The following is a 24,175-nucleotide window of genomic DNA, read 5'->3' as shown; positions in this document are numbered from 1 at the left end:
TTAAGGGATCCCAGGATGATTTTTCGCGCAAAAGGGTGGTTGATGGCGGCGCTGATGCTGATCGGCGCACCGGCAATGGCGGCGAGTTTGTCCGATATTCAGGTGGCTAACAGTGAAACGCAGGCGCGGATCACCTTTAGCTTTATGGGCGACCCGGAATACAATTTTAGCCAGGATGACAAACGCAGCGTGGTGCTCGACATCAAGCAAACGGGCGTTATTCAGGGGCTGCCGCTGCGCTTCAGCGGCAATAACCTGGTCAAAGCGATCCACGCAGGCACACCGAAAGACGATCAGTCGCTGCGGCTGGTGGTCGATCTCACTGAAAATGGTAAAACCCGCGCGGTGAAACAGCAAAACGGCGCTAACTATACCGTGGTGTTTACCATCAACGCCGATGTTCCGCCACCGCCGCCGCCACCGGTGGTGGCTAAGCGTGTCGAAGCCCCCATCGTCACGCCCGCGCCGGTGCCGAGTCAACCCGCGCGTAATCCGTTTAACAGCAGCAGCGGCGGCAGCGCCAGTCATGAACGCCAGCCGGCGATAGCCAGCAGTACCGCCCCCGCGCCGCGTCCGGCGGCCCGCGCGCGCAGCGTTTCCGGCGACAAGGTCATTATCGCTATTGATGCGGGGCACGGTGGTCAGGATCCTGGCGCTATTGGTCCGGGCGGGACCCGTGAGAAAAACGTCACTATCGCGATTGCGCGTAAGCTGCGGACGCTGCTTAACGACGACCCGATGTTCCGTGGCGTACTGACCCGCGACGGCGACTATTTTATTTCGGTAATGGGGCGCTCTGACGTGGCGCGTAAGCAAAATGCCCACTTCCTGGTGTCGATTCACGCCGATGCCGCGCCGAACCGGGATGCCACCGGTGCTTCGGTGTGGGTGCTGTCTAACCGTCGTGCCAACAGCGAAATGGCGGGCTGGCTGGAGCAGCATGAGAAACAGTCTGAGCTGCTGGGCGGCGCGGGCGACGTGCTGGCGAACAGTCAGGCGGACCCGTACCTCAGCCAGGCGGTGCTGGATCTGCAGTTCGGCCATTCTCAGCGCGTAGGGTATGATGTGGCGACTAACGTCATCAGCCAGCTGCAGCGGGTGGGCAATCTGCATAAACGTCGCCCGGAACACGCCAGCCTCGGCGTGCTGCGCTCGCCGGATATCCCGTCGATTCTGGTCGAGACCGGCTTTATCAGCAATAGCGGCGAAGAGCAGTTGCTGGGCAGCGATGACTATCAGCAGAAGATCGCGGAAGCCATTTATAACGGTTTACGTAACTATTTTACGGCGCATCCGATACAATCCGGCCCGCGTGACGAACAGTCGCAGACCGCCAGCGCCGCGTCATCAGACAGGACGCTCGTTAACTAAGGAGTTTTCATGCCGATTCAGGTTTTACCGCCGCAGCTTGCGAACCAGATTGCCGCGGGTGAAGTGGTTGAACGGCCTGCATCGGTAGTGAAAGAGCTGGTAGAGAACAGCCTCGATGCGGGCGCCACCCGCATCGATGTGGATATCGAACGCGGTGGGGCCAAGCTTATCCGCATTCGCGATAACGGCTGCGGTATCAAAAAAGACGAGCTGGCCCTCGCGCTGGCCCGCCATGCCACCAGTAAAATTGCTTCGCTCGACGATCTGGAAGCCATTATTAGCCTCGGCTTTCGCGGCGAAGCCCTGGCGAGTATCAGTTCGGTATCCCGCCTGACGCTCACCTCACGCACGGAGCAGCAGCAGGAGGCCTGGCAGGCCTACGCGGAGGGGCGCGATCAGGATGTGACCGTTAAACCCGCGGCGCATCCGGTCGGCACCACGCTGGAAGTGCTGGATCTGTTCTACAACACGCCGGCGCGCCGCAAGTTTATGCGCACCGAAAAAACCGAATTTAATCATATCGATGAGATCATTCGCCGCATCGCGCTGGCGCGCTTCGATGTGAGCTTCAACCTGACCCATAACGGCAAAATGATCCGCCAGTATCGTGCGGTGGCAGAGGGCGCTTCAAAAGAGCGTCGTCTGGGAGCCATCTGCGGTACGCCGTTCCTCGAACAGGCGCTGGCCATCGAATGGCAGCACGGCGATCTGGCACTGCACGGCTGGGTGGCAGACCCGAAACATACCACCGCGGCGCTGGCGGAGATTCAGTATTGCTACGTTAATGGCCGCATGATGCGCGACCGGTTGATTAATCACGCCATTCGTCAGGCCTGCGAAGACAAGCTCGGTGCAGACCAGCAGCCGGCGTTTGTGCTGTACCTGGAGATCGATCCGCACCAGGTGGATGTCAACGTTCACCCGGCGAAGCATGAGGTCCGTTTTCATCAGTCGCGGCTGGTACATGATTTTATCTACCAGGGGGTACTGAGCGTGCTGCAACAGCAGTTGGACGCGCCGTTACCGCTGGCTGAAGACGATGAGCCCGCCCCGCGCGCGCTGCCGGAAAACCGCATCGCGGCCGGGCGTAACCAGTTTGCCGAGCCCGCGACGGCGCGTGAACCGGAGGCTCCACGCTATCCCTCCGCTACCGGAGGCAGCGGGCGCAGCGCGGGCGTAAGCTGGCCGAATGCGCAGCCGGGCTATCAAAAGCAGCAAGGGGCGCTTTATCGCCAACTGCTTGATACGCCGGCCAGCCGACCAGAGCCCGTTAAGCCGACCTCCGAGAACCTTGCCGGGCATTCTCAGAGCTTTGGCCGCGTGCTGGCAATCATTGACGATTGCTGTGCGCTGCTGGAGCGTCACGGTAAACTGAATCTGCTGTCATTACCGGTGGCGGAGCGCTGGCTGCGTCAGGCTCAGCTAACGCCGGGTGAAGCAACCATCTGCGCTCAGCCGTTGCTGATTCCGCTGCGGCTGAAAACTGCTGAGAATGAACGTAAAACCCTTGAAAATACGCGGGAAATGCTCAGTCAGTTGGGCATTGAAATCCTGCTTGAAGGGCAGCATGTGACGATTCGCGCGGTGCCTTTACCCTTACGACAACAAAATTTACAAATCTTGATTCCTGAACTGATAGGCTACCTGGTGGATAAATCTCAGGTTGATGCTGAGGACGTGGCACAGTGGTTAGCCCGTCATCTGGCAAGCGACCACGCGCAGTGGAATACCGCGCAGGCCATCGCGATGCTGGCAGAGGTTGAACGTCTTTGCCCGCAGCTGGTCAAAGCTCCGCCGGGTGGTTTGTTACAACCCGTTGATTTAGATTCTGCGATGAACGCCCTGAGACATGAGTGACGTAACCGAGGCAAGCCTGCCTAAGGCAATTTTTTTAATGGGGCCAACCGCTTCGGGCAAGACGGCGCTGGCCATTGCGCTGCGTAAAGTTTTGCCCGTAGAGTTGATTAGTGTGGATTCCGCCCTCATTTATCGAGGGATGGACATTGGCACCGCTAAGCCGAGCGCGGAAGAGCAGCGCGCTGCGCCGCATCGGCTGCTGGATATTCTTGACCCTGCGCAGGCCTATTCGGCGGCGGACTTCCGCCGCGATGCGCTGGCGCATATGGCGGAGATCGTCGCAGCAGGGAAAATTCCACTGCTGGTCGGTGGAACCATGTTGTATTTCAAGGCGTTGCTTGAAGGTTTATCACCGCTGCCGTCGGCAGACCCGGACGTCCGGGCCAGGATAGAGCAGCAGGCAGCAGAGCACGGATGGATGGCGCTGCATCAGCAGCTACGGGAAATTGACCCCGTCGCCGCAGAGCGCATTCATCCGAATGATCCGCAAAGACTTTCCCGAGCACTGGAAGTTTTTTTCATTTCGGGTAAAACTTTAACGGAGCTGACGCAAACGTCAGGAGACGCTCTGCCCTACAAGGTGCATCAGTTCGCCATCGCCCCGGCGAGCCGTGAACTGCTCCATCAGCGCATTGAGCAGCGTTTTCATCAGATGTTGGCTTCGGGTTTTGAAGCAGAAGTGCGGGCGCTATTTGCCCGTGGAGATTTGCATACGGATATGCCTTCCATTCGTTGCGTGGGATACCGCCAGATGTGGTCATACCTCGAAGGCGAGATTTCATACGATGAAATGGTTTATAGAGGAGTTTGTGCCACGAGACAGCTAGCCAAGCGCCAGGTGACGTGGTTACGCGGTTGGGAAGGGGTTCATTGGTTAGATAGTGAACAGCCGGAGCAGTCGTTTAACCAACTATTACAGGTAGTGGGTGCTAGTGTAGACTGAATGTGTACAATTGAGTCGTATCGTGCGCAATTTTCGGAATCGTAAGGTTCATACGCAACATCGTTCGAGCTGAATCAAAGCAGATAACGCAGAAGTGGCTTGAGGGATGACGTGTATAAGTACAAATAAGCATATAAGGAAAAGAGAGAATGGCTAAGGGGCAATCTTTACAAGATCCGTTCCTGAACGCACTGCGTCGGGAACGTGTTCCAGTTTCTATTTATTTGGTGAATGGTATTAAGCTGCAAGGGCAAATTGAGTCTTTCGATCAGTTCGTGATCCTGTTGAAAAACACGGTCAGTCAGATGGTCTATAAGCACGCAATTTCTACCGTTGTTCCGTCCCGTCCGGTTTCCCATCACAGCAACAATGCTGGCGGCGGCACCGGTAGCAACTACCATCACGGTAGCAACGCGCAGGGTTCTGCACAGCAAGACAGCGAAGAAACCGAATAAGTTTGGTGGCTGTCTATCCATGTCGGGGAGCCGGAGTATCCGGGTTCCCCGCTGGTATTTCAGGAGATATAACGCTTGTTTGACCGTTATGACGCCGGTGAGCAGGCGGTGCTGGTACACATCTATTTTACGCAAGACAAAGATATGGAAGACCTCCAGGAGTTTGAATCTCTGGTCTCTTCCGCTGGTGTCGACGCAATGCAGGTGATTACCGGTAGCCGTAAAGCGCCGCACCCAAAATATTTTGTTGGTGAAGGTAAGGCTGTCGAAATTGCGGAAGCCGTTAAAGCGACAGGTGCTTCCGTTGTGCTGTTTGATCATGCACTAAGCCCAGCCCAGGAGCGTAACCTTGAAGCCCTGTGTCAATGCCGGGTTATCGATCGTACCGGTCTGATCTTAGACATTTTCGCCCAACGTGCGCGTACCCATGAGGGTAAGCTGCAGGTTGAGCTGGCGCAGCTTCGCCATCTGGCGACGCGCCTGGTGCGCGGTTGGACGCACCTTGAACGTCAAAAAGGCGGTATCGGTTTGCGCGGCCCGGGTGAAACCCAGCTCGAAACTGACCGTCGTTTACTGCGTAACCGTATTATGCAAATCCTCTCGCGCATTGAGCGCGTGGAGAAACAGCGCGAGCAGGGGCGCCGCGCCCGCGTGAAGGCCGATGTGCCAACGGTATCGCTGGTGGGCTACACCAACGCCGGGAAATCGACGCTGTTTAACCATATTACGCAGGCGGAGGTCTACGCCGCTGACCAGCTGTTTGCGACCCTCGACCCAACGCTACGACGTATTGACGTAGCGGATGTCGGGGAAACGGTGCTGGCCGATACCGTAGGCTTTATTCGTCACCTGCCGCACGACCTGGTTGCGGCGTTTAAAGCCACATTGCAGGAAACCCGTGAAGCCACGCTGCTGCTGCACGTGATTGACGCAGCGGATGTGCGCGTGCAGGAAAATATCGATGCAGTGAATACCGTTCTCGAAGAGATCGACGCGCACGAGATTCCAACCCTGCTGGTGATGAATAAAATCGATATGCTGGATGATTTTGAGCCGCGTATCGATCGTGATGAAGAGAACAAACCTATCCGGGTGTGGCTGTCCGCGCAAACCGGGGTAGGGATACCACTCCTTTTTCAGGCGTTGACCGAACGACTGTCCGGCGAAGTGGCGCAGCACACGCTGCGTTTACCTCCGCAGGAAGGGCGTTTGCGTAGCCGCTTTTATCAGCTTCAGGCAATCGAAAAAGAGTGGATGGAGGAAGACGGCTGCGTCAATTTGCAGGTTCGTATGCCGATTGTCGACTGGCGTCGCCTCTGTAAACAAGAACCGACACTGGCAGACTACGTCGTCTGACCGTGCAGCTTGCCTGAAAACATTAGCCCTTTGGGCACCCAGCGGTTCAGGTCGCCTCCGCGCGACCGCGACAACCAGGACGGCGTCGCGGTTATCAGCCAAATGATCTGGACTGGGAAAAGGTATATCACCGCATAACAAATATGGAGCATAAACATGGCGTGGAATCAGCCCGGTAATAACGGACAAGACCGCGACCCGTGGGGAAGCAGCAATAATCAAGGCGGCAACTCCGGGGGGAATGGAAATAAAGGCGGTCGCGATCAGGGGCCGCCGGATTTGGATGATATCTTCCGTAAGCTGAGCAAAAAGCTCGGTGGTTTTGGGGGCGGTAAAGGCGGTTCCGGCAGCGGTTCGTCTCAAGGGCCGCGTAGCCCGATGGGCGGGCGCATTGTCGGTATTGCAGCGGCTGCCGTGGTCGTCATTTGGGCGGCCAGCGGGTTCTATACCATTAAAGAAGCCGAGCGTGGCGTTGTGACGCGCTTTGGTAAGTTCAGCCACCTGGTTGAGCCGGGCCTGAACTGGAAACCAACCTTCATCGACGAAGTGACGCCGGTGAACGTAGAAGCCGTACGCGAACTGGCCGCGTCTGGCGTGATGCTGACTTCCGACGAAAACGTCGTGCGCGTTGAAATGAACGTGCAGTACCGTGTGACCGATCCGCAGCGCTACCTGTTTAGCGTGACCAGCGCCGACGACAGTCTGCGCCAGGCCACCGACAGCGCCCTGCGTGGCGTCATCGGTAAATACACCATGGACCGTATTCTGACCGAAGGTCGTACCGTTATTCGTAGCGATACCCAGCGCGAGCTGGAAGAGACCATCCGTCCGTACAACATGGGCATCACCCTGCTGGACGTCAACTTCCAGGCCGCTCGTCCGCCGGAAGAGGTGAAGTCTTCCTTCGATGATGCGATTGCCGCACGTGAGAACGAGCAGCAGTACATCCGTGAAGCGGAAGCGTACACCAACGAAGTTCAGCCGCGTGCTAACGGTCAGGCGCAGCGTATTCTGGAAGAAGCGCGTGCGTATAAGACTCAGACCGTTCTGGAAGCACAGGGTGAAGTGGCGCGCTTTGCCAAGATCCTGCCGGAATATAAGGCCGCACCGCAGATTACCCGCGAGCGTCTGTATATCGAGACCATGGAAAAAGTGCTGAGCCATACCCGCAAAGTGCTGGTTAGCGACAACAAGAATGGCAACCTGATGGTACTGCCGTTGGATCAGATGCTGAAAAGCGGCAATGCGCCGGCAGCAAAGAGCGATAGCAGTGGTGCCAATAACCTGTTGCGCCTGCCGCCTGCGTCCTCTTCCAGCAGTAGCGCGAGCAACACCTCGTCTGCCAGTCAGGGCAATATCATGGACCAACGCCGCGCTAACGCGCAGCGTAACGACTACCAGCGTCAGGGGGAATAACGATGCGTAAGTCAGTTATTGCGATTATCATCATCGTGCTGGTAGTGCTGTATACCTCTATCTTTGTGGTTAAAGAAGGCGAGCGCGGAATTAAGTTCCAGTTCAGCAGCGTGGTGCGCGACAGCGATAAGAAACCGTTGATTTATGAGCCAGGCCTGCACTTCAAGGTGCCGTTCATTCAGTCGGTGAAAATGCTTGATGCCCGTATCCAGACCATGGATAACCAGGCCGATCGTTTCGTCACTAAAGAGAAGAAAGACCTGATCGTCGACTCTTACATCAAGTGGCGCATCAGCGACTTCAGCCGTTACTTCCTGGCGACCGGCGGCGGCGACGTCTCCCAGGCCGAAGTGCTGCTGAAACGTAAGTTCTCTGACCGTCTGCGTTCTGAGATTGGTCGTCTGGACGTGAAAGACATCGTGACCGACTCCCGCGGTCGTCTGACCCTGGAAGTTCGCGATGCCCTGAACTCCGGTTCTTCCGGCGCGGAAGATGAAGTGGCTACGCCGGCAGCCGATAGCGCGATTGCGGAAGCCGCAGAGCGCGTAGAGCAGCAGGCAAACATCAAAGGGCCAACCATTAACCCGAACAGTATGGCGGCGTTAGGGATTGAAGTTGTCGATGTGCGTATCAAGCAGATCAACCTGCCGACCGAAGTCTCGGAAGCGATTTACAACCGTATGCGCGCTGAGCGTGAAGCCGTTGCCCGTCGTCACCGTTCTCAGGGCCAGGAAGAGGCAGAAAAACTGCGTGCGACCGCCGACTATGAAGTGACGAAGACGCTGGCAGAAGCGGAGCGTCAGGGTCGTATCCTGCGTGGTGAAGGCGATGCCGAAGCAGCCAAGCTGTTCGCCGATGCGTTTAGCCAGGATCCGGACTTCTATGCCTTTATCCGTAGCCTGCGCGCTTATGAAGCCAGCTTCGATAGCAACCAGGACGTGATGGTCCTGAGCCCGGATAGCGATTTCTTCCGCTACATGAAAAACCCGGGGACCACCGCTCGCTAAGCGCGCGGTAGCCTGATAAAAACCACCGCCTCCTTTGGGAGCCGGTGGTTTTCTTTTATAAGGATGAAAAATGAATTCGACGATCTGGCTGGCGCTTGCGCTGGTGTTAGTGCTTGAGGGTCTGGGGCCGATGCTTTATCCGAAGGCCTGGCGCAAGATGATTTCTACGATGACCCAATTACCGGATACGATGTTGCGTCGATTTGGTGGCGGTCTTGTGGTTGCTGGCGTTGTCATCTACTACATGTTGACGAAAACGATTGGCTGATTAAAAAGACAGCGTTAAAGCGCCATTTTGTGGTTAAAAAGTGCTGTATATCTGAAAAAGCGATGGTAGAATCCATTTTTAAGCAATCGGTGATTTTGAAAAATGGGAAACAACGTCGTCGTACTGGGCACCCAATGGGGTGACGAAGGTAAAGGGAAGATCGTCGATCTTCTGACTGAGCGTGCAAAATATGTTGTTCGCTATCAGGGTGGCCACAACGCGGGCCATACTCTCGTAATCAACGGTGAAAAAACCGTCCTCCATCTTATTCCATCAGGTATTCTCCGTGAGAATGTTACCAGCATCATCGGTAACGGTGTTGTGCTGTCTCCGGCTGCGCTGATGAAAGAGATGAAAGGCCTGGAAGACCGTGGTATCCCGGTTCGCGAACGTCTGCTGCTTTCCGAAGCATGCCCGTTAATCCTCGACTATCACGTCGCGCTGGATAACGCTCGCGAAAAAGCACGTGGTTCTAAGGCTATCGGTACTACCGGTCGTGGTATCGGCCCAGCTTATGAAGATAAAGTGGCTCGTCGCGGTCTGCGTGTGGGCGATCTCTTCGATAAAGCGACCTTCGCTGAAAAACTGAAAGAAGTGATGGAGTATCACAACTTCCAGCTGGTGAACTTCTATAAAGTCGACGCGGTTGACTACCAGAAGGTGCTGGACGATGTGATGGCCGTTGCCGACATCCTGACCGGCATGGTGGTTGACGTTTCCGACCTGCTGGATCAGGCGCGTAAACGCGGTGACTTCGTGATGTTCGAAGGCGCGCAGGGTACGCTGCTGGATATCGACCACGGTACCTATCCGTACGTGACCTCTTCCAACACCACCGCAGGTGGCGTAGCAACCGGTTCTGGCCTTGGCCCGCGCTATGTTGACTACGTGCTGGGTATCATCAAAGCTTACTCCACTCGCGTGGGCGCCGGTCCGTTCCCGACCGAATTGTTTGATGACACCGGCGAGTTCCTCTGCAAGCAGGGTAACGAATATGGCGCGACTACCGGCCGTCGTCGTCGTACCGGCTGGCTGGACTCCGTTGCCGTGCGTCGCGCTGTACAGATCAACTCCCTGTCTGGTTTCTGCCTGACCAAGCTGGACGTTCTGGACGGCCTGAAAGAAGTGAAAATTTGCGTGGCTTACCGCATGCCGGACGGCCGTGAAGTGACGACGACCCCGCTGGCGGCGGATGATTGGGAAGGTATTGAACCAATCTATGAAACCATGCCGGGCTGGTCTGAAACCACCTTTGGCGTGAAAGAGCGTAGCGGCCTGCCGCAGGCAGCGTTGAACTACATCAAGCGTATTGAAGAACTGACCGGCGTACCGATTGATATTATTTCAACCGGCCCGGATCGTACTGAAACCATGATTCTGCGCGACCCGTTCGACGCGTAATTCTGGTTCAAGGTGCAGCGCCCTGTGGCGCTGCGCTTATCAGGCCTACTCGCTTTGTAGGCCTGATAAGACGCAAAGCGTCGCCATCCGGCTTTATCGTGCGTTAAACCCTCGCTTTTTCCCTTCTCGAAAGAAATAAATTAGCGGCTCACAGGCTGGCTGGTTTATCATCAATATAATTAATATCAACAGGCTCACCCTGTTTTCCCCTTTTCCTTGAGGTTGATGTGCAGTTAACAAGTTTTACCGATTATGGACTCCGCGCGCTGATTTACATGGCGTCACTGCCGGAAGGCAATATGACCAGCATCTCGGAGGTGACCGAGGTCTACGGCGTGTCGCGTAACCATATGGTTAAAATTATCAACCAGCTGAGCCGTGCCGGGTACGTAACGGCCGTGCGCGGGAAAAATGGCGGTATCCGGCTGGGGAAACCCGCGAAGGATATTCGTGTGGGGGACGTGGTGCGCGAACTCGAACCGCTATCGCTGGTGAACTGCAGCAGCGAATTTTGCCATATTACGCCGGCCTGTCGTTTGAAACAGGCGCTTTCTCAAGCCGTGCAAAGTTTTCTCAAGGAGCTGGATAACTACACACTGGCCGATTTGGTTGAACACAATCAACCACTATACAAATTATTGCTGGTGGAATGACGAATATCTCCACCAGAGATGACAACGGAGGAACCGAGATGTCACAAGATCCTTTCCAGGAACGCGAAGCAGAAAAATACGCTAATCCTATCCCTAGCCGGGAATTTATCCTCGAACACTTAACAAAACGTGAAAAGCCGGCTAATCGTGAAGAACTGGCCGTCGAGCTGAACATTGAAGGCGAAGAGCAAATCGAAGCGCTTCGCCGCCGCCTGCGCGCGATGGAGCGCGACGGGCAACTGGTCTTCACTCGCCGCCAGTGCTACGCGCTGCCGGAGCGTCTGGACCTGCTGAAAGGCATGGTTATCGGGCACCGAGATGGTTACGGCTTCCTGCGCGTTGAAGGGCGTAAGGACGATCTGTACCTGTCGAGCGAGCAGATGAAAATGTGCATGCACGGCGATGAAGTGCTGGCGCAGCCGCTGGGCGCAGACCGTAAAGGTCGCCGTGAAGCGCGCATCGTGCGCGTGCTGGTGCCGCGTAACGCGCAAATTGTCGGCCGCTACTTTATGGACGCGGGCGTGGGCTTTGTGGTCCCGGACGACAGCCGTCTGAGTTTTGATATCCTCATCCCGCCTGAATCGCTGATGGGCGCGCGCATGGGCTTTGTGGTGGTGGTTGAACTGACCCAGCGCCCAACCCGCCGCACCAAAGCGATCGGTAAAATCGTCGAAGTTCTCGGCGATAACATGGGCACCGGCGTGGCCGTTGAAATGGCGCTGCGCACCCATGAAATTCCTCATGTCTGGCCGCCAGCGGTAGAAGCACAGGTTGCCGGATTGAAAGAGCAGGTGCCGGAAGAGGCGAAAATCGGCCGCGTTGACCTGCGTGATTTACCGCTGGTCACCATCGACGGCGAAGACGCCCGCGACTTTGATGATGCGGTCTACTGCGAGAAAAAACGCGGCGGCGGCTGGCGCCTGTGGGTGGCCATTGCCGACGTCAGCTACTACGTTCGTCCGCCGACGCCGCTGGATAACGAAGCCCGTAGCCGCGGGACGTCGGTATACTTCCCAACGCAGGTAGTCCCGATGCTGCCGGAAGTGCTCTCTAACGGCCTGTGCTCGCTGAACCCGCAGGTTGATCGTCTGTGTATGGTCTGTGAAATGACCGTCTCAACCAAAGGGCGTTTAACCGGCTTTAAATTCTATGAAGCGGTTATGAGCTCGCATGCGCGTCTGACCTACACCAAAGTCTGGCACATGCTACAGGGCGACCAGGAGCTGCGTGAACAGTACGCACCGCTGGTCAAACCTATCGAAGAGCTGCACAACCTTTACAAAGTCCTGGATCAGGCGCGCGCCGAGCGCGGCGGGATCTCGTTTGAAAGCGAAGAAGCGAAATTTATCTTCAACGCCGATCGGCGGATTGAACGTATTGAACAGACCCAGCGTAACGATGCGCACAAGCTGATTGAAGAGTGCATGATTCTGGCCAATATCTCGGCGGCCCGTTTCGTTGAGAAAGCCAAAGAGCCGGCGCTGTTCCGTATTCACGATAAGCCAACCACCGAAGCGATCACCGCTTTCCGTTCCGTTCTGTCTGAACTGGGGCTGGAACTGCCGGGCGGCAATAAGCCGGAGCCGCGCGATTACGCCGAGCTGCTGGAATCCGTTGCCGATAGGCCGGACGCGGAAATGCTGCAAACCATGCTGCTGCGTTCGATGAAGCAGGCTATCTACGATCCGGAAAACCGCGGTCACTTTGGTCTGGCGCTGCAGTCCTATGCGCACTTCACCTCGCCGATTCGCCGCTATCCTGACCTGTCGCTGCACCGCGCCATCAAGTATCTGCTGGCGAAAGAGCAGGGGCACAAGGGTAACAGCACGGAAACCGGCGGCTACCATTATTCCATGGAAGAGATGCTGCAGCTGGGCCAGCACTGTTCAATGACCGAACGCCGCGCCGATGAAGCGACGCGTGACGTTTCCGACTGGCTGAAATGCGACTTTATGCAGGATCAGGTGGGCAACGTCTTTAAAGGCGTGATTGCCAGCGTGACCGGTTTTGGCTTCTTCGTGCGTCTGGACGAACTGTTTATTGACGGCCTGGTGCACGTTTCCTCGCTGGATAACGACTACTATCGCTTTGACCAGGTTGGCCAGCGTCTGATTGGCGAATCCGGTGGCCAGACTTATCGCCTGGGCGACCGCGTAGAAGTCCGCGTGGAAGCGGTGAATATGGACGAGCGTAAGATCGACTTCTCGCTGATCTCCAGCGAGCGCGGCCCGCGCAACGTCGGTAAAACCGAGCGCGAAAAATCGAAGAAAGAAGCGAACGGCAAACCGGGCGGCGGCAAACGTCGTCAGGTTGGCAAGCGCGTAAACTTCGAGCCAGACAGCGCCTTCCGCGGCGAGAAGAAAGGTAAGGCGAAGGCCAAACCGGCTTCTGGCGAGAAGGGCGGTGAGAAAGGCGGTGCGAAGAAGGCCAAAAAGCCTTCCGCTAAAACGCAGAAAATCGCCGCCGCAACCAAAGCGAAGCGGGCCGCGAAGAAAAACGCCGACAAGTAATACACTGCGAATAACCCCTTCCAACTGGAAGGGGTTATTCTTTTTTGACGTAAGACATTCCGTAACCGCATAGATATTCTCGTTTTATCCCCTTGTTCCCTGCTTAGTTATTTTTGGGAAATCCTTATTTGTTCTATTTGATTAGCCATATTCCGCAGATGTGTATAGTGAATCCCACGATTCAGATTGCCCTCTTCTTGAGCAAGGAGCATATATGCATTTGGCCCGCTTTCCGAGAGTTTCTCTTGGTCATTTCCCGACGCCGCTGGAGCCATTAAATAATTTAAGCAAGCTACTGGGCGGCCCCCAAATATGGATCAAACGTGATGACGCAACGGGGCTGGCGAGTGGAGGAAATAAAACCCGTAAGCTGGAGTTTTTACTGGCTGATGCGCTAGAGAAAAATGCCGATGTGATCATCACCCAGGGGGCGACGCAGTCAAACCACGTGCGTCAGACGATAGCCGGCGCGGCGCGTCTGGGGCTGAAAGCCAAAGCGCTGCTGGAAAAGCGCGTTTCTGATTTTGGCGATGATTATCAGCATAATGGCAACGTCCTGCTCGATACGCTGCTCGGTGGCGAAATTGTTGCCCATCTGCCCGGCGGCACCGACATGCAGCAGGCGATGGAAACCTATGCCGATACGCTTCGTGAACAGGGGCATCGTCCCTATGTGATTCCTGGCGGCGGCTCTAACCCGATTGGTGCGTTAGGTTACGTTGCCTGCGCCGAAGAGCTGCTGTATCAGTCTTCGCAACACCGTCTGCGTATTGACCACGTTGTACATGCGACCGGCAGCACCGGCACACAGGCGGGTCTGGTCGCGGGCTTTACCGCAACCAACAGCCGGGTTCCCGTGCTGGGCATTAGCGTCCGGGCGCCGAAGGTTAAGCAGGAAGATAACGTCTGGAACCTGGCATCAAAAACGCTGGCGCTGCTGGGCGTCTCCGGCGAGCTGCCGCGAGATGCGGTCGTGGCGAACAGCGGCTATGTCGGTGATGGCTACGGCCTGCCGACGGCCGGTACGCTGGAGGCGTTGACGCTACTGGCGCGCCACGAAGGCATTCTTCTTGACCCGGTTTATTCCGCAAAAGGCATGGCGGGGCTGATTGACCTTATTCGTCAGGGACATTTCCGCAAGGATGAAAACGTCGTGTTTATTCACACCGGTGGTTCGGCGGGGCTGTTTGGCTATCGCCAGGTGCTGGAACATGTCTGAGACGTTTCTGCTGGGCATACTCGGTGGTATGGGGCCGCTTGCGACGCTCGATTTTCAGCGCCGCTTGCTGGAGGCGACTCCGGCACAGAGCGATCAACAGCAGCTGCCGTCGGTGGTGTGGAACGTGCCACAAATTGCCGACCGGCAGAAGGCGCTGGCGGGAATGGGGCCATCGCCTTTACCGCAGCTGATTTACGGGATTAAAAAACTCAACGAGGCGGGGGCGAGCCATATTGCTATTCCCTGCAATACCGCTCACCACTGGTATGACGCGCTTGCGGAGGCCAGCGATGCGCCCATTGTGCATATCGTGGATGCGACGCTGGATGCACTGGCTAAGCAGGTGACTCGCCCGCAGCGGGTAGGGATTATCGCTACGGAAGGGACGCTTAACGCAGGCTGGTATCAGCAAAAGCTGGCCGCTCATGATATTGAATCGCTGCTACCGACGGCGGATGAGCTGCGGGAATGGTTTGTCCCCGGCTGCTACGCCGTCAAGCGCGGTGCGCTGCGCGAAGGTGGCAAGCTGCTGGGGCATCAGGCAAGCGCGCTGTTTGCGCGCGGCGCGCAGAAGCTGGTGCTGGCGTGTACCGAAGTGCCGGTAGCGCTGGAGGCTGTGCGCGCACCGTTTCTTCATTTGACCTACGACCCGTCGCAAGCGCTGGCGGAGCGATGTTCGTCTTTATGGCAGGCCTATCAATAAGATTTTCGTAACTGACTTTCCGACCCGGCATCGGGTTAATAAATTCTTAAAAGGATAAATAAAATGAAAAAAGCACTCAGCTTATTAATCGCTGCGGGTGGGCTATGGGCCAATTTCAGCTTTGCGGATAATCCGGCGGAAGTCCGCGTTGCCTATAGCGGTGGTTCCCAGGTATTAATGCTGGCAAAAGCCGACGGCTCTTTAGATAAAGCGTTAAACAGCAAAGTGAAATGGGTGCAATTTGCCTCAGGCGCCGATGCATTAAATTATTTCGCCAGTAATGCTATTGATATTGCTAATTTTGGTTCGAGCCCGGCAACCGCCGGTATCGTACGTAAATTGCCGGTGGAGATTATTGGCGTGTCCGGCGTGATTGCCAGCTATGAACGGCTGATTGGTAAAGAAGGCATCACAAGTATCAAGGATATTGAAGGTAAACGCGTGGCTTATCCGCCAAATTCCACGGCGCAATATGCGCTGGAAGCCGCTATCAGCGTGAACAAATTAGACCGCAGCAAAATTACGCTACTGCCGCTGCGCCCGGCGGAAATGGTCGCGGCATGGAAACGCGGTGATATTGATGCGGGCTACGTCTGGGCGCCGTTTGCTCAGGAGCTGGAAACGTCCGGCGGCCATCAGGTGTTTGCCACCAAAGACCTGCAGAAAGATGGCTATCTGATTTACAACAACTACGTCGTGCGCAAAGCCTTTGCCGAACAGTATCCGCAGGCGGTAAGCGCGTTCCTGCGAGTGCATCAGCAGAAGGTTGATGAATTCAAAAAAGATCCGGAGCGCGCGGCGGCTATTGTGGCAAAAGAGGTGGGGGCACCGGTAACCACCGCAGCGAACACGCTGGGCGGCCTGGAATACCCGACGCTGGTGCAGCAGGGCACCGCCGACTGGCTGGGTAATGGTACTCAAACCACCAACAGCGGCATCGGTAAAGCGTTGACCAAAACATCACACTTCCTCGCGGGTATTGGTGAACTGCGCCAGCGCGATATTCCGGCAAACTGGGATAGCGCCATTAACTCCCGCTACATTCGCGATGCAGCGGTGGCGGCGCAATGAGATTAAGTCAGCACATCGCCATCAGCGTGCTATCGGTGGCGGTCTTTTTTACCCTTTGGCAGGTGGCGGCCATGCGGCAGTGGGTTGACCCACTGCTGTTGCCTTCGCTCACTGATATTGGGTTGACCACGGAAGAGCTACTGGCGGATGGCTACCGCCAGGTGCCGCTGTGGGAGCATGTCGCCGTGAGTTTAGCGCGCGCGCTGAGCGCTTTTGCGGCAGCTATTATTATTGGTATTCCGCTCGGGCTGCTGATGGGGCTGTCAGAAGGGCTCTCGGCCGTACTGAATCCGTTCGTTCAGTTCCTGCGCCCGCTGCCGAAGATAGCCCTTATCCCGCTGGCGGTCGTCTGGCTGGGGATCGGTGAGTCGTCGAAATTTTTCCTGATTTTTATCGCCACGTTTTTGAGCGTCGTCGTGGGCGCTGCGGCCGCGGTAGAGAGAATCGGGCGTGCGCGCATTCGCGTGGCCCAAACGCTGGGCGCATCTCGTCAGCAAATTTTCCTGCGCGTGGTGATGCCGGACGCGTTACCGGACCTCTTTACCACCGTCAGGCTCTCTATTGGTATCGGCTGGACATCGCTTATCGCGGCTGAAATGGTGGCCGCCAGCTCCGGTCTGGGCTGGATGGTGATCAACGCCAGCGCCTATCTGCGAACCGATATTGTGATGCTGGGTATTCTGCTGCTGGGCGGCATTGGTTATCTCCTGGATCTGCTGCTTCTCGGGCTGCAGCGTCTCTTTGTACCCTGGGCGGGGAAAGAATAATGAGCGCGATTACGCTGGAAAACGTTTCACTGACCTTTGCGGCAAAGCCGCAGCCGTTTACGGTGCTGGAAGATATTAATCTTTCCCTCAATCAGGGGGAGTTTGTGGTGCTGCTGGGGCCATCTGGCTGCGGAAAATCGACCATTCTCAACCTGGTCGCGGGATTTAATAAACCGGATCGCGGGCGCGTGGCGGCCGGCGGGAAAACGGTGCGCCAGCCCGGCCCCGATCGCGGGATGATTTTCCAGCAGCCGAATCTGTTTCCGTGGCTATCGGTGCTGGAGAACGTCACCTTTGGTCCACGACTGGGTAAACACCTCAAAGAGGAAACCAACGCCGAGGCGCAAACGTGGCTTGAACGGGTAGGCTTAAAAGGCTTTGAGCATCACGCGCCCTGGCAGCTTTCCGGAGGCATGAAGCAGCGCGTCGCCCTGGCGCGAGCCTGGCTACCGGGCCCGGAAGTGCTGCTGCTGGATGAGCCTTTTGGCGCGCTGGACGCGCAGACGCGTTTGATGATGCAGGAGCTGCTGCGCGAAGCCTGGCTCTCTACCGGCACTACGTTGCTCTTTGTGACGCACGACGTGGAAGAGGCGCTGTTCCTGGCCGATCGCATTCTTATCATGTCGGCAAAACCGGGCAGGATCGTCGAAGAGATCGTGCTGCCATTTGGGCGTGAACGGGACATTGAAACGCTGGCGGAACACCCGCAGTACAGCGATATTAAACATCGGGTTCTGCATCGGGTGAGGCAGGAGGCGAAGCGTCATTTGGGTTAATTGCCCGTGGGGGGCGGACAAAAGTCGATTTGAACGCTTTGTCGGTTATAATAGGCGCAAGTGACCTCGATTCACGGCCTAATTAACCCGGCGCACACCGCCACAAACGAGTATGTTCAATGAGTGAAATGATTTACGGCATCCACGCAGTGCAGGCACTGCTGGAGCGCGCGCCTGAACGTTTTCAGGAAGTGTTTATTCTGAAAGGCCGCGACGATAAGCGTCTGATGCCGCTGATCCATGCGCTGGAAGCGCAGGGCGTGGTGATCCAACTGGCGAACCGTCAGTACCTCGATGAGAAAAGCGAAGGTGCCGTGCACCAGGGGATCATTGCGCGCGTTAAGCCGGGGCGTCAGTATCAGGAAAACGATCTGCCGGATCTGCTTGCTTCGCTCGACAACCCGTTCTTGCTGATTCTTGATGGCGTGACCGACCCGCATAACCTGGGCGCCTGCCTGCGTAGCGCCGATGCGGCGGGCGTGCACGCGGTTATCGTGCCGAAAGATCGCTCTGCCCAACTTAACGCTACGGCGAAAAAAGTCGCCTGCGGCGCGGCGGAAAGCGTACCGCTGATCCGCGTGACCAACCTGGCGCGCACCATGCGTATGCTGCAGGAAGAGAACGTCTGGATTGTCGGTACTGCCGGTGAAGCTACGCATACCCTGTACCAAAGTAAAATGACCGGCTCCATGGCGCTGGTGATGGGGGCGGAAGGTGAAGGCATGCGTCGTCTGACTCGCGAACACTGCGATGAGCTGATCAGCATTCCGATGGCGGGCACCGTGTCGTCGCTGAACGTCTCCGTAGCAACCGGCATCTGCCTGTTTGAGGCGGTACGTCAGCGCAGCTAACCGCCTGATGGCGCTACGCTTATCAGGCCTACAAATCCTGTAGCCCGGCCAAGCGAAGCGCCGCCGGGTTCTGCGTCAAACCACGCTCTGTATGACCTAAGCCACCCTTTCGGGTGGCTTTTTTATTGTGCATCTCCCCCGACCGTCCATACTTAAAAGGTTGCCCATTGACGGAGGGAGACACAATGAACTGGCAAACACATACCGTTTTTAATCAACCTATTCCCTTAAATAACAGTAACCTGTTTTTATCTGACGTTGCGCTACGTGATGCGGTGACCCGCTATGATGCTGGTTGGGACAGCGAGCTGCTGGCGAGCATCGGCCAACAGCTTGGCACCGCCGAATCGCTGGAGCTCGGCAGGCTCGCCAACGCTCATCCCCCTGAACTCTTACGCTATGATCCGCAGGGCCAGCGGCTGGACGATGTGCGCTTTCATCCCGCCTGGCATCTGCTGATGCAGGGGCTGTGTGCGAACCGCGTGCATAACCTTCCCTGGGACGTGGAGGCACGCAGCGGCGCATTTGTGGCGCGCGCCGCACGCTTTATGCTCCATGCGCAGGTGGAATCCGGATCACTGTGCCCGATTACGATGACCTTTGCCGCGACGCCGCTGTTGCTCCAGGCGCTGCCGACGGCGTTTGCCGAATGGCGAACGGCATTATTGAGCGATCGCTACGATCCGCATCAGCAGCCAGGCGTGCAGAAACGCGGGCTGTTGATTGGCATGGGCATGACCGAAAAGCAGGGCGGTTCCGATGTGTTGAGCAACAGTACGCGCGCGGAGCGTCTTGCCGAGGGAAACTACCAGCTTACCGGACATAAGTGGTTTTTCTCGGTACCGCAAAGCGATGCTCATCTGGTGCTGGCACAGGCTCGCGGTGGGCTGACCTGCTTCTTCGTCCCGCGCTTTCTGCCCGATGGCTCGCGCAACGCCATTCGTCTTGAGCGTTTAAAAGATAAGCTCGGCAATCGCGCGAACGCCAGCAGCGAAGCGGAGTTTCAGCAGGCGCTGGGCTGGGCGGTTGGTGAAGAGGGCGACGGTATTCGCCAGATCCTGAAAATGGGCGGTCTGACGCGTTTTGACTGTGCGTTGGGCAGCCATAGTCTGATGCGCCGCGCGTTTTCGGTGGCGCTATATCACGCTTTCCAGCGTCAGGCGTTTGGCCATAATCTGGTTGACCTGCCGCTCATGCGTCAGGTGCTGGGCCGAATGGCCCTTCAGCTGGAAGGGCAGACGGCGTTTATGTTCCGCCTCGCCAGCGCCTGGGGCCAGCCGAACGTGCCGCAGGAGGCGCTGTGGGCGCGGCTGTTTACGCCTGCCGCGAAGTTCGCCATTTGTAAGGCGGGGATTCCGTTTGTCGCTGAGGCCATGGAGGTGCTCGGGGGTGTAGGTTACTGTGAAGAGAGCGAGCTGCCGCGGCTGTACCGTGAGATGCCGGTGAACAGTATCTGGGAAGGCTCCGGTAATATTATGTGCCTCGATGTGCTGCGCGTACTGATGAAGCAGCCGGATGCCGTCGCGCTGCTGGCCGCCGAGTGTGCAGACGTGAAAGGCCAGGACCGTCATTTCGACCGCCACTGGCGTCAGCTTCAGCAGCGGCTACGTCGGCCTGGTGAAGCGCAGGGCCGGGAAATCACCGGTCAGCTTTATCTGCTGGGCGTGGGGGCACAAATGCTACGCTATGCGTCGCCACCGATGGCTCAGGCCTGGTGTCGAATGATGCTCGATCCGCGCGGCGGGGTGCTGCTGCATGAACAGGTGATAAGCGAAGTATTACATCGGGCAACGGGCGGGGGAAGGTAAACCATTGGGGGAGTGGAAGAGGCGTGACACAATAACGCATCTTCCACTATAGGCTGGTCTCAGGCATAGATAATCGCCTGTGCACGCCAGTTATCCGGCTGGGGTTCTTCGTACATCTGAACAATGCGATACCAGGATGCGCCCTGTTCATCCGCTTTGCGGGCGATCACCTGTTCGACGTCTTCCAGGCTTCCGGTCACGTTGTTCACCGAAATCAGCCCGATCTCATTGAGCCCGGTGACACAATCTGCGCTGGCGAATTCTGCTGATTGCGCCGCAGCAGCGTGCGAAACGCCCGGCAAAAGCAGGGTAGATAAGGTAAGTGATTGTTTCATCGTCAGCTCCATTTCACATAACCCAGTAGGGCAGTCCATAGCAGACGCATATCCTGTTTTTCGATAGCGGCGTCATTGTGCATCAGGGAAACGTGAAACGGTGCAAACCAATGTAAAACTGCTCAAGGTTACTTACGGTAGAGGATGGCCTGGGAGTACCACTGCCCCGGCACGACGGTATCGTCTATCATCACGATCACGTAGTAATCCGCTTTCTGCGCGGCGACTTTCGCCTTAATCGTCTCTTCAACGTCCATCGGCGAGCCGTAGACCAGTGCGCTAACCGTGCCCATGCGCTGCAAACCTTCCGTCTGGTTGCGGCGAATTTCCTGCGGGTGGTCGGTGACCGGAGGCGGCGCTTCAGGCGAGCCTTCCAGCAAACTACAACCGCTCAGCAAGAGCGCCAGCAACAGTGGGATTAACCGTTTTATCGCCATTTCCCGTTTCCTGATAGCCATAGTGTAGTGGGGAAAAATTTCCCTTTTGGGTTAATGTTCCTGATTTGTTAACCATAGCGCTATTTTCGAATGAAAATATCACGAAACCGTAACCGGGTTCTCAATGTTATCAATCAGGGGTATTGTCGTCATATTAGTGCATCAATTTTCGTATCATATCTCATCATCGTTAAAGGAAGCCCTATGATTGAACTGGAAACGCGCACCCTGGCCGGGCAACAAATTCTGCATGCTTACCCTAAGGGATGTGCAGAAAAAGCGTTGCCTACCATCGTGTTTTATCACGGTTTTACGTCCTCTAACGTGGTGTATAGCTATTTTGCCGTCGCCCTGGCACAGGCGGGTTTTCGGGTGGTCATGCCCAACGCGGCCGAGCACGGCGAGCGTTTTAACGGCGATAGCGCGGGGCGTTTGCAGCGTTTCTGGCAGATTTTGCTGCAGAATTTTAACGAATTCTCCCCGCTGCGTGATGCGCTGCTGACCAGCGGACTGGTCAGCGAGGGGCGTCTGGCGGTCGCCGGGGCGTCAATGGGCGGTATGACCGCATTGGGGCTGATGGCGCAGCATCCCGAGTTAAAATGCGTGGCCAGCCTGATGGGCTCGGGCTATTTTACGTCGTTGGCAACCACGCTCTTCCCTGCGCCGGAGGCACAGCAGGCACGCCTGCAGCCGCTGCTGGCGAAATGGGAGGTGGGTCACCAGCTGGCGGCTCTTGCCGACCGTCCGCTGCTGCTGTGGCACGGCGAAGAGGATGATGTGGTTCCCGCCGGGGAAACCTTCCGCCTTCAACAGGCGCTGCGCGAGGCCGGGCTGGATGCGCGATTAACCTGCCTTTGGCAGGCCGGCGTGCGGCATCGTATTACCCCCGAGGCGCTGGACGGTGCAGTGGCGTTTTTCCGCGAGCGGCTTTAAACGCGAATCACCTGAACGCCCTGATCCTCAAGCTTTTTGAGGATCGTGGCGTCAGCCTGCTTACCGGTAATCAGCAGATCGATCTCCTCGGCGCGGCTGAACAGCATGCCCGCGCGCTCGCCAACCTTACTGCTGTCGACCAGTACCGCCAGCTTGCCGACCACGTTCAACATTTTCTGCTCTGCCATCGCCGTCAGCATATCGGTTTTATAAAGCCCTTCTGCCGTCAGCCCCTTGCCGCTGGTGAACATCCAGTGCCCGGCATAGAGGCTGTTCTCGCTGCCCTGCGGGCTGAGCGTAATGGCGTGGCTGCGATTATATTGCCCGCCCATAATAATGACGCTGTCGTGCTCTTTGTCGATGAGGTAATTCGCCAGCGGCAGATAGTTAGTAATGATCTGTACCGGTTTGCCGCAGATCTCCTGGCCGACCAGAAAGGCGGTCGATCCGCAGTTGATCACCACGCTTTCGCCCGGCATGACCAGCTGAGCAGCCGCTTTGGCAATACGTACCTTCTCGTCGTGATTCTGCGCCTGGTGAATGTTCATCGGCGACCAACGCGGTGCCTGCTGGCTGATGGCTTCGGCGCCGTTGCGCACTTTCTTCAGCTTGCCGCTTTCATCCAGCTTATTGATGTCCCTGCGTGCCGTCGCGGGTGAGATCCCCAGACGGGAAATCACCTGCTCTACTGTAACAAAGCCCGCTTGTGCCAGCAGTTCCAGTAGAATCTGATGTCTTTGCGCTTCCGTCATGAGCTAATCCGAAAAAAAATGATGAGTAAAGATGATATTTGAAATGTCGCTAAAATACTAAAACTATTGTCTGGGTGGCGGATAACGGCGTCTCACCGTGGCGGGAGACGCCGGGAAGTCACTGCGCTAATTACAGGAACGATTTGAACGGCAGGTCTGGTTCAAGGGTAAAACAGTCGTCAAAGCCGCGCGGGTAGTGGTATTCAAAGTTGTCTTTATCCAGCGGCCAGGTGAATTTGCCGCCAACCTGCCAGATGAAAGGTTTGAACCCGTACTTCAGGCGATCTTTCTTCATTTCCCATAGCACCCGAATTTCCTGCGGGTCGGCCTGGAAGTTTGACCAGATATCGTGGTGGAAGGGGATGACGACTTTGGTGTTCAGCGCTTCACCCATACGCAGAATATCGGCGCTGGTCATTTTATCGGTAATGCCTCGCGGGTTCTCGCCGTAGGAGCCCAGCGCGACGTCAATCTGATGCTCGTTGCCGTGTTTTGCGTAGTAGTTGGAGTAGTGGGAGTCGCCGCTGTGATAAAGCGTACCGCCCGGCGTTTTAAACAGATAGTTCACCGCGCGGGCGTCCATGCCGTCCGGCAGCACGCCTGCGGCTTTTTGATCTGCCGGCAGCGTGATCAGCGCGGTGCGGTCAAAGGCGTCAAGCGCATGAATTTCAATGTCTTTCACTTTCACCACGTCGCCCGGTTTGACCACGATGCAGCGCTCTTTTGGCACGCCCCAGCCGATCCACAGGTCAACGCAGGTTTGTGGGCCGATAAACGGCACGTCGCTGGCGCAGTTCTGCATGACGGCGGCGGCAACGTTCACGTCGATATGATCGTTATGGTCATGCGTGGCCAACACGGCATCAATCTGGCGAATAGCAAAAGGATCCAGCACAAAAGGCGTGGTGCGAAGGTTGGGCTGTAATTTTTTGACCCCTGCCATGCGCTGCATCTGGTGGCCCTGTTTCATCAATGGGTTACCATGACTTTGTTTCCCGGTGCCGCACCAGAAATCGACGCAGATATTGGCACTGCCTTCTGATTTCAGCCAGATTCCGGTACAGCCCAGCCACCACATGGCAAAGGTGCCTGGTGCGACCTGTTCTTGCTCAATTTCTTCATTCAGCCAGCTTCCCCACTCCGGAAACGTGCTCAGGATCCAGGATTCTCGCGAGATGGTCTCTACTTTGCTCATCGTGTTTTCCTCTTGAATATGTCATTTGCGATCATTTGGTGATTTATTGTGATTAATAATCTCACCGTTTTTTCACGATTGCAATGGGGTG

General features: G+C 56.6%; 23 protein-coding genes. 19 read left to right on the top strand and 4 right to left on the bottom strand.

The annotated features are described in order from the left end of the window. Positions 1–15 precede the first annotated feature (15 nt). The 18 genes from amiB (at position 16) to H7R58_RS21460 (ending at position 20,432) form a co-directional block, all read left to right on the top strand. Entirely contained in the window at positions 16–1,371 is a 1,356-nt protein-coding gene (gene amiB, locus H7R58_RS21545) for an N-acetylmuramoyl-L-alanine amidase AmiB (RefSeq protein WP_106927445.1), read from the top strand. 9 nt (positions 1,372–1,380) lie between these two features. Beyond that, positions 1,381–3,228 (top strand): DNA mismatch repair endonuclease MutL, encoded by a 1,848-nt coding sequence (gene mutL, locus H7R58_RS21540; protein ID WP_182929602.1) that lies wholly within the window; start codon positions 1,381–1,383, stop codon positions 3,226–3,228. Then, positions 3,221–4,171: a tRNA (adenosine(37)-N6)-dimethylallyltransferase MiaA gene (miaA, locus tag H7R58_RS21535; RefSeq protein WP_106927449.1), complete on the top strand. Its 951-nt coding sequence runs from the start codon at positions 3,221–3,223 to the stop codon at positions 4,169–4,171. Before mutL ends, miaA begins: the two co-directional genes overlap by 8 nt. A 149-nt stretch (positions 4,172–4,320) precedes the next feature. After that, on the top strand, positions 4,321–4,626 hold the full coding sequence (gene hfq / locus H7R58_RS21530; protein WP_052284691.1) for an RNA chaperone Hfq: 306 nt from the start codon (positions 4,321–4,323) through the stop codon (positions 4,624–4,626). A 75-nt stretch (positions 4,627–4,701) separates the two neighbouring features. After that, positions 4,702–5,982, top strand: a complete 1,281-nt coding sequence (gene hflX, locus H7R58_RS21525) for a ribosome rescue GTPase HflX (protein WP_106927451.1) — start codon at positions 4,702–4,704, stop codon at positions 5,980–5,982. A gap of 156 nt (positions 5,983–6,138) precedes the next feature. Beyond that, a complete protein-coding gene (hflK, locus tag H7R58_RS21520) occupies positions 6,139–7,398 on the top strand; it encodes an FtsH protease activity modulator HflK (protein ID WP_182929601.1) in 1,260 nt (419 codons plus the stop codon). A 2-nt stretch (positions 7,399–7,400) separates the two neighbouring features. Continuing rightward, positions 7,401–8,405 (top strand): protease modulator HflC, encoded by a 1,005-nt coding sequence (gene hflC / locus H7R58_RS21515; RefSeq protein ID WP_106927455.1) that lies wholly within the window; start codon positions 7,401–7,403, stop codon positions 8,403–8,405. A gap of 70 nt (positions 8,406–8,475) precedes the next feature. Next, positions 8,476–8,673: a DUF2065 domain-containing protein gene (locus H7R58_RS21510; RefSeq protein WP_064546860.1), complete on the top strand. Its 198-nt coding sequence runs from the start codon at positions 8,476–8,478 to the stop codon at positions 8,671–8,673. 102 nt (positions 8,674–8,775) lie between these two features. Beyond that, positions 8,776–10,074 (top strand): adenylosuccinate synthase, encoded by a 1,299-nt coding sequence (gene purA / locus H7R58_RS21505; RefSeq protein WP_106927457.1) that lies wholly within the window; start codon positions 8,776–8,778, stop codon positions 10,072–10,074. A 227-nt stretch (positions 10,075–10,301) separates the two neighbouring features. After that, entirely contained in the window at positions 10,302–10,727 is a 426-nt protein-coding gene (nsrR, locus tag H7R58_RS21500) for a nitric oxide-sensing transcriptional repressor NsrR (protein WP_064546863.1), read from the top strand. 38 nt (positions 10,728–10,765) lie between these two features. Further along, complete coding sequence (gene rnr / locus H7R58_RS21495) at positions 10,766–13,237, top strand: ribonuclease R (RefSeq protein ID WP_182929600.1); 2,472 nt, start codon at positions 10,766–10,768, stop codon at positions 13,235–13,237. A 214-nt stretch (positions 13,238–13,451) separates the two neighbouring features. After that, positions 13,452–14,456 (top strand): D-cysteate sulfo-lyase, encoded by a 1,005-nt coding sequence (locus tag H7R58_RS21490; protein WP_182929599.1) that lies wholly within the window; start codon positions 13,452–13,454, stop codon positions 14,454–14,456. After that, the gene (locus H7R58_RS21485) at positions 14,449–15,159 is read left to right on the top strand and encodes a cysteate racemase (protein ID WP_106927463.1); all 711 of its coding nucleotides are present in this window, start codon (positions 14,449–14,451) and stop codon (positions 15,157–15,159) included. Before H7R58_RS21490 ends, H7R58_RS21485 begins: the two co-directional genes overlap by 8 nt. A gap of 63 nt (positions 15,160–15,222) precedes the next feature. Next, the gene (locus H7R58_RS21480) at positions 15,223–16,230 is read left to right on the top strand and encodes a taurine ABC transporter substrate-binding protein (protein WP_182929598.1); all 1,008 of its coding nucleotides are present in this window, start codon (positions 15,223–15,225) and stop codon (positions 16,228–16,230) included. After that, entirely contained in the window at positions 16,227–16,997 is a 771-nt protein-coding gene (locus H7R58_RS21475; protein WP_182929597.1) for an ABC transporter permease, read from the top strand. Before H7R58_RS21480 ends, H7R58_RS21475 begins: the two co-directional genes overlap by 4 nt. Continuing rightward, complete coding sequence (locus H7R58_RS21470) at positions 16,997–17,773, top strand: ABC transporter ATP-binding protein (protein WP_106927469.1); 777 nt, start codon at positions 16,997–16,999, stop codon at positions 17,771–17,773. The genes H7R58_RS21475 and H7R58_RS21470 overlap by 1 nt, the downstream gene beginning before the upstream one ends. 119 nt (positions 17,774–17,892) lie before the next feature. Further along, entirely contained in the window at positions 17,893–18,624 is a 732-nt protein-coding gene (gene rlmB, locus H7R58_RS21465) for a 23S rRNA (guanosine(2251)-2'-O)-methyltransferase RlmB (protein WP_106927471.1), read from the top strand. Between the two features lie 185 nt (positions 18,625–18,809). After that, positions 18,810–20,432, top strand: a complete 1,623-nt coding sequence (locus tag H7R58_RS21460) for an isovaleryl-CoA dehydrogenase (protein ID WP_182929595.1) — start codon at positions 18,810–18,812, stop codon at positions 20,430–20,432. Positions 20,433–20,491: 59 nt separating this feature from the next. On the opposite strand, the gene yjfN is transcribed toward H7R58_RS21460, so the two are convergent. Continuing rightward, positions 20,492–20,767: a DUF1471 family protease activator YjfN gene (gene yjfN, locus H7R58_RS21455; protein ID WP_219906268.1), complete on the bottom strand. Its 276-nt coding sequence runs from the start codon at positions 20,765–20,767 to the stop codon at positions 20,492–20,494. Positions 20,768–20,895: 128 nt separating this feature from the next. Continuing rightward, positions 20,896–21,204 carry a biofilm peroxide resistance protein BsmA gene (gene bsmA / locus H7R58_RS21450; protein ID WP_219906269.1) on the bottom strand — a complete coding sequence of 103 codons (309 nt, stop codon included), beginning with the start codon at positions 21,202–21,204 and terminating at the stop codon, positions 20,896–20,898. A gap of 204 nt (positions 21,205–21,408) precedes the next feature. Between bsmA and yjfP the strand changes: the two genes are divergently transcribed. Further along, positions 21,409–22,137 carry an esterase gene (gene yjfP / locus H7R58_RS21445; RefSeq protein ID WP_182929594.1) on the top strand — a complete coding sequence of 243 codons (729 nt, stop codon included), beginning with the start codon at positions 21,409–21,411 and terminating at the stop codon, positions 22,135–22,137. Here yjfP and ulaR read toward each other — a convergent pair. Beyond that, positions 22,134–22,889 carry an HTH-type transcriptional regulator UlaR gene (gene ulaR / locus H7R58_RS21440; RefSeq protein ID WP_182929593.1) on the bottom strand — a complete coding sequence of 252 codons (756 nt, stop codon included), beginning with the start codon at positions 22,887–22,889 and terminating at the stop codon, positions 22,134–22,136. The genes yjfP and ulaR overlap by 4 nt on opposite strands. Before the next feature lie 130 nt (positions 22,890–23,019). Continuing rightward, complete coding sequence (gene ulaG / locus H7R58_RS21435; RefSeq protein WP_182929592.1) at positions 23,020–24,084, bottom strand: L-ascorbate 6-phosphate lactonase; 1,065 nt, start codon at positions 24,082–24,084, stop codon at positions 23,020–23,022. Positions 24,085–24,175: the final 91 nt, after the last annotated feature.

Origin of the sequence: Klebsiella sp. WP4-W18-ESBL-05 (assembly GCF_014169075.1) — a bacterium.
GTDB lineage: Bacteria > Pseudomonadota > Gammaproteobacteria > Enterobacterales > Enterobacteriaceae > Kluyvera > Kluyvera ascorbata_B.
This window is presented reverse-complemented; position numbering and strand designations above follow the sequence as displayed.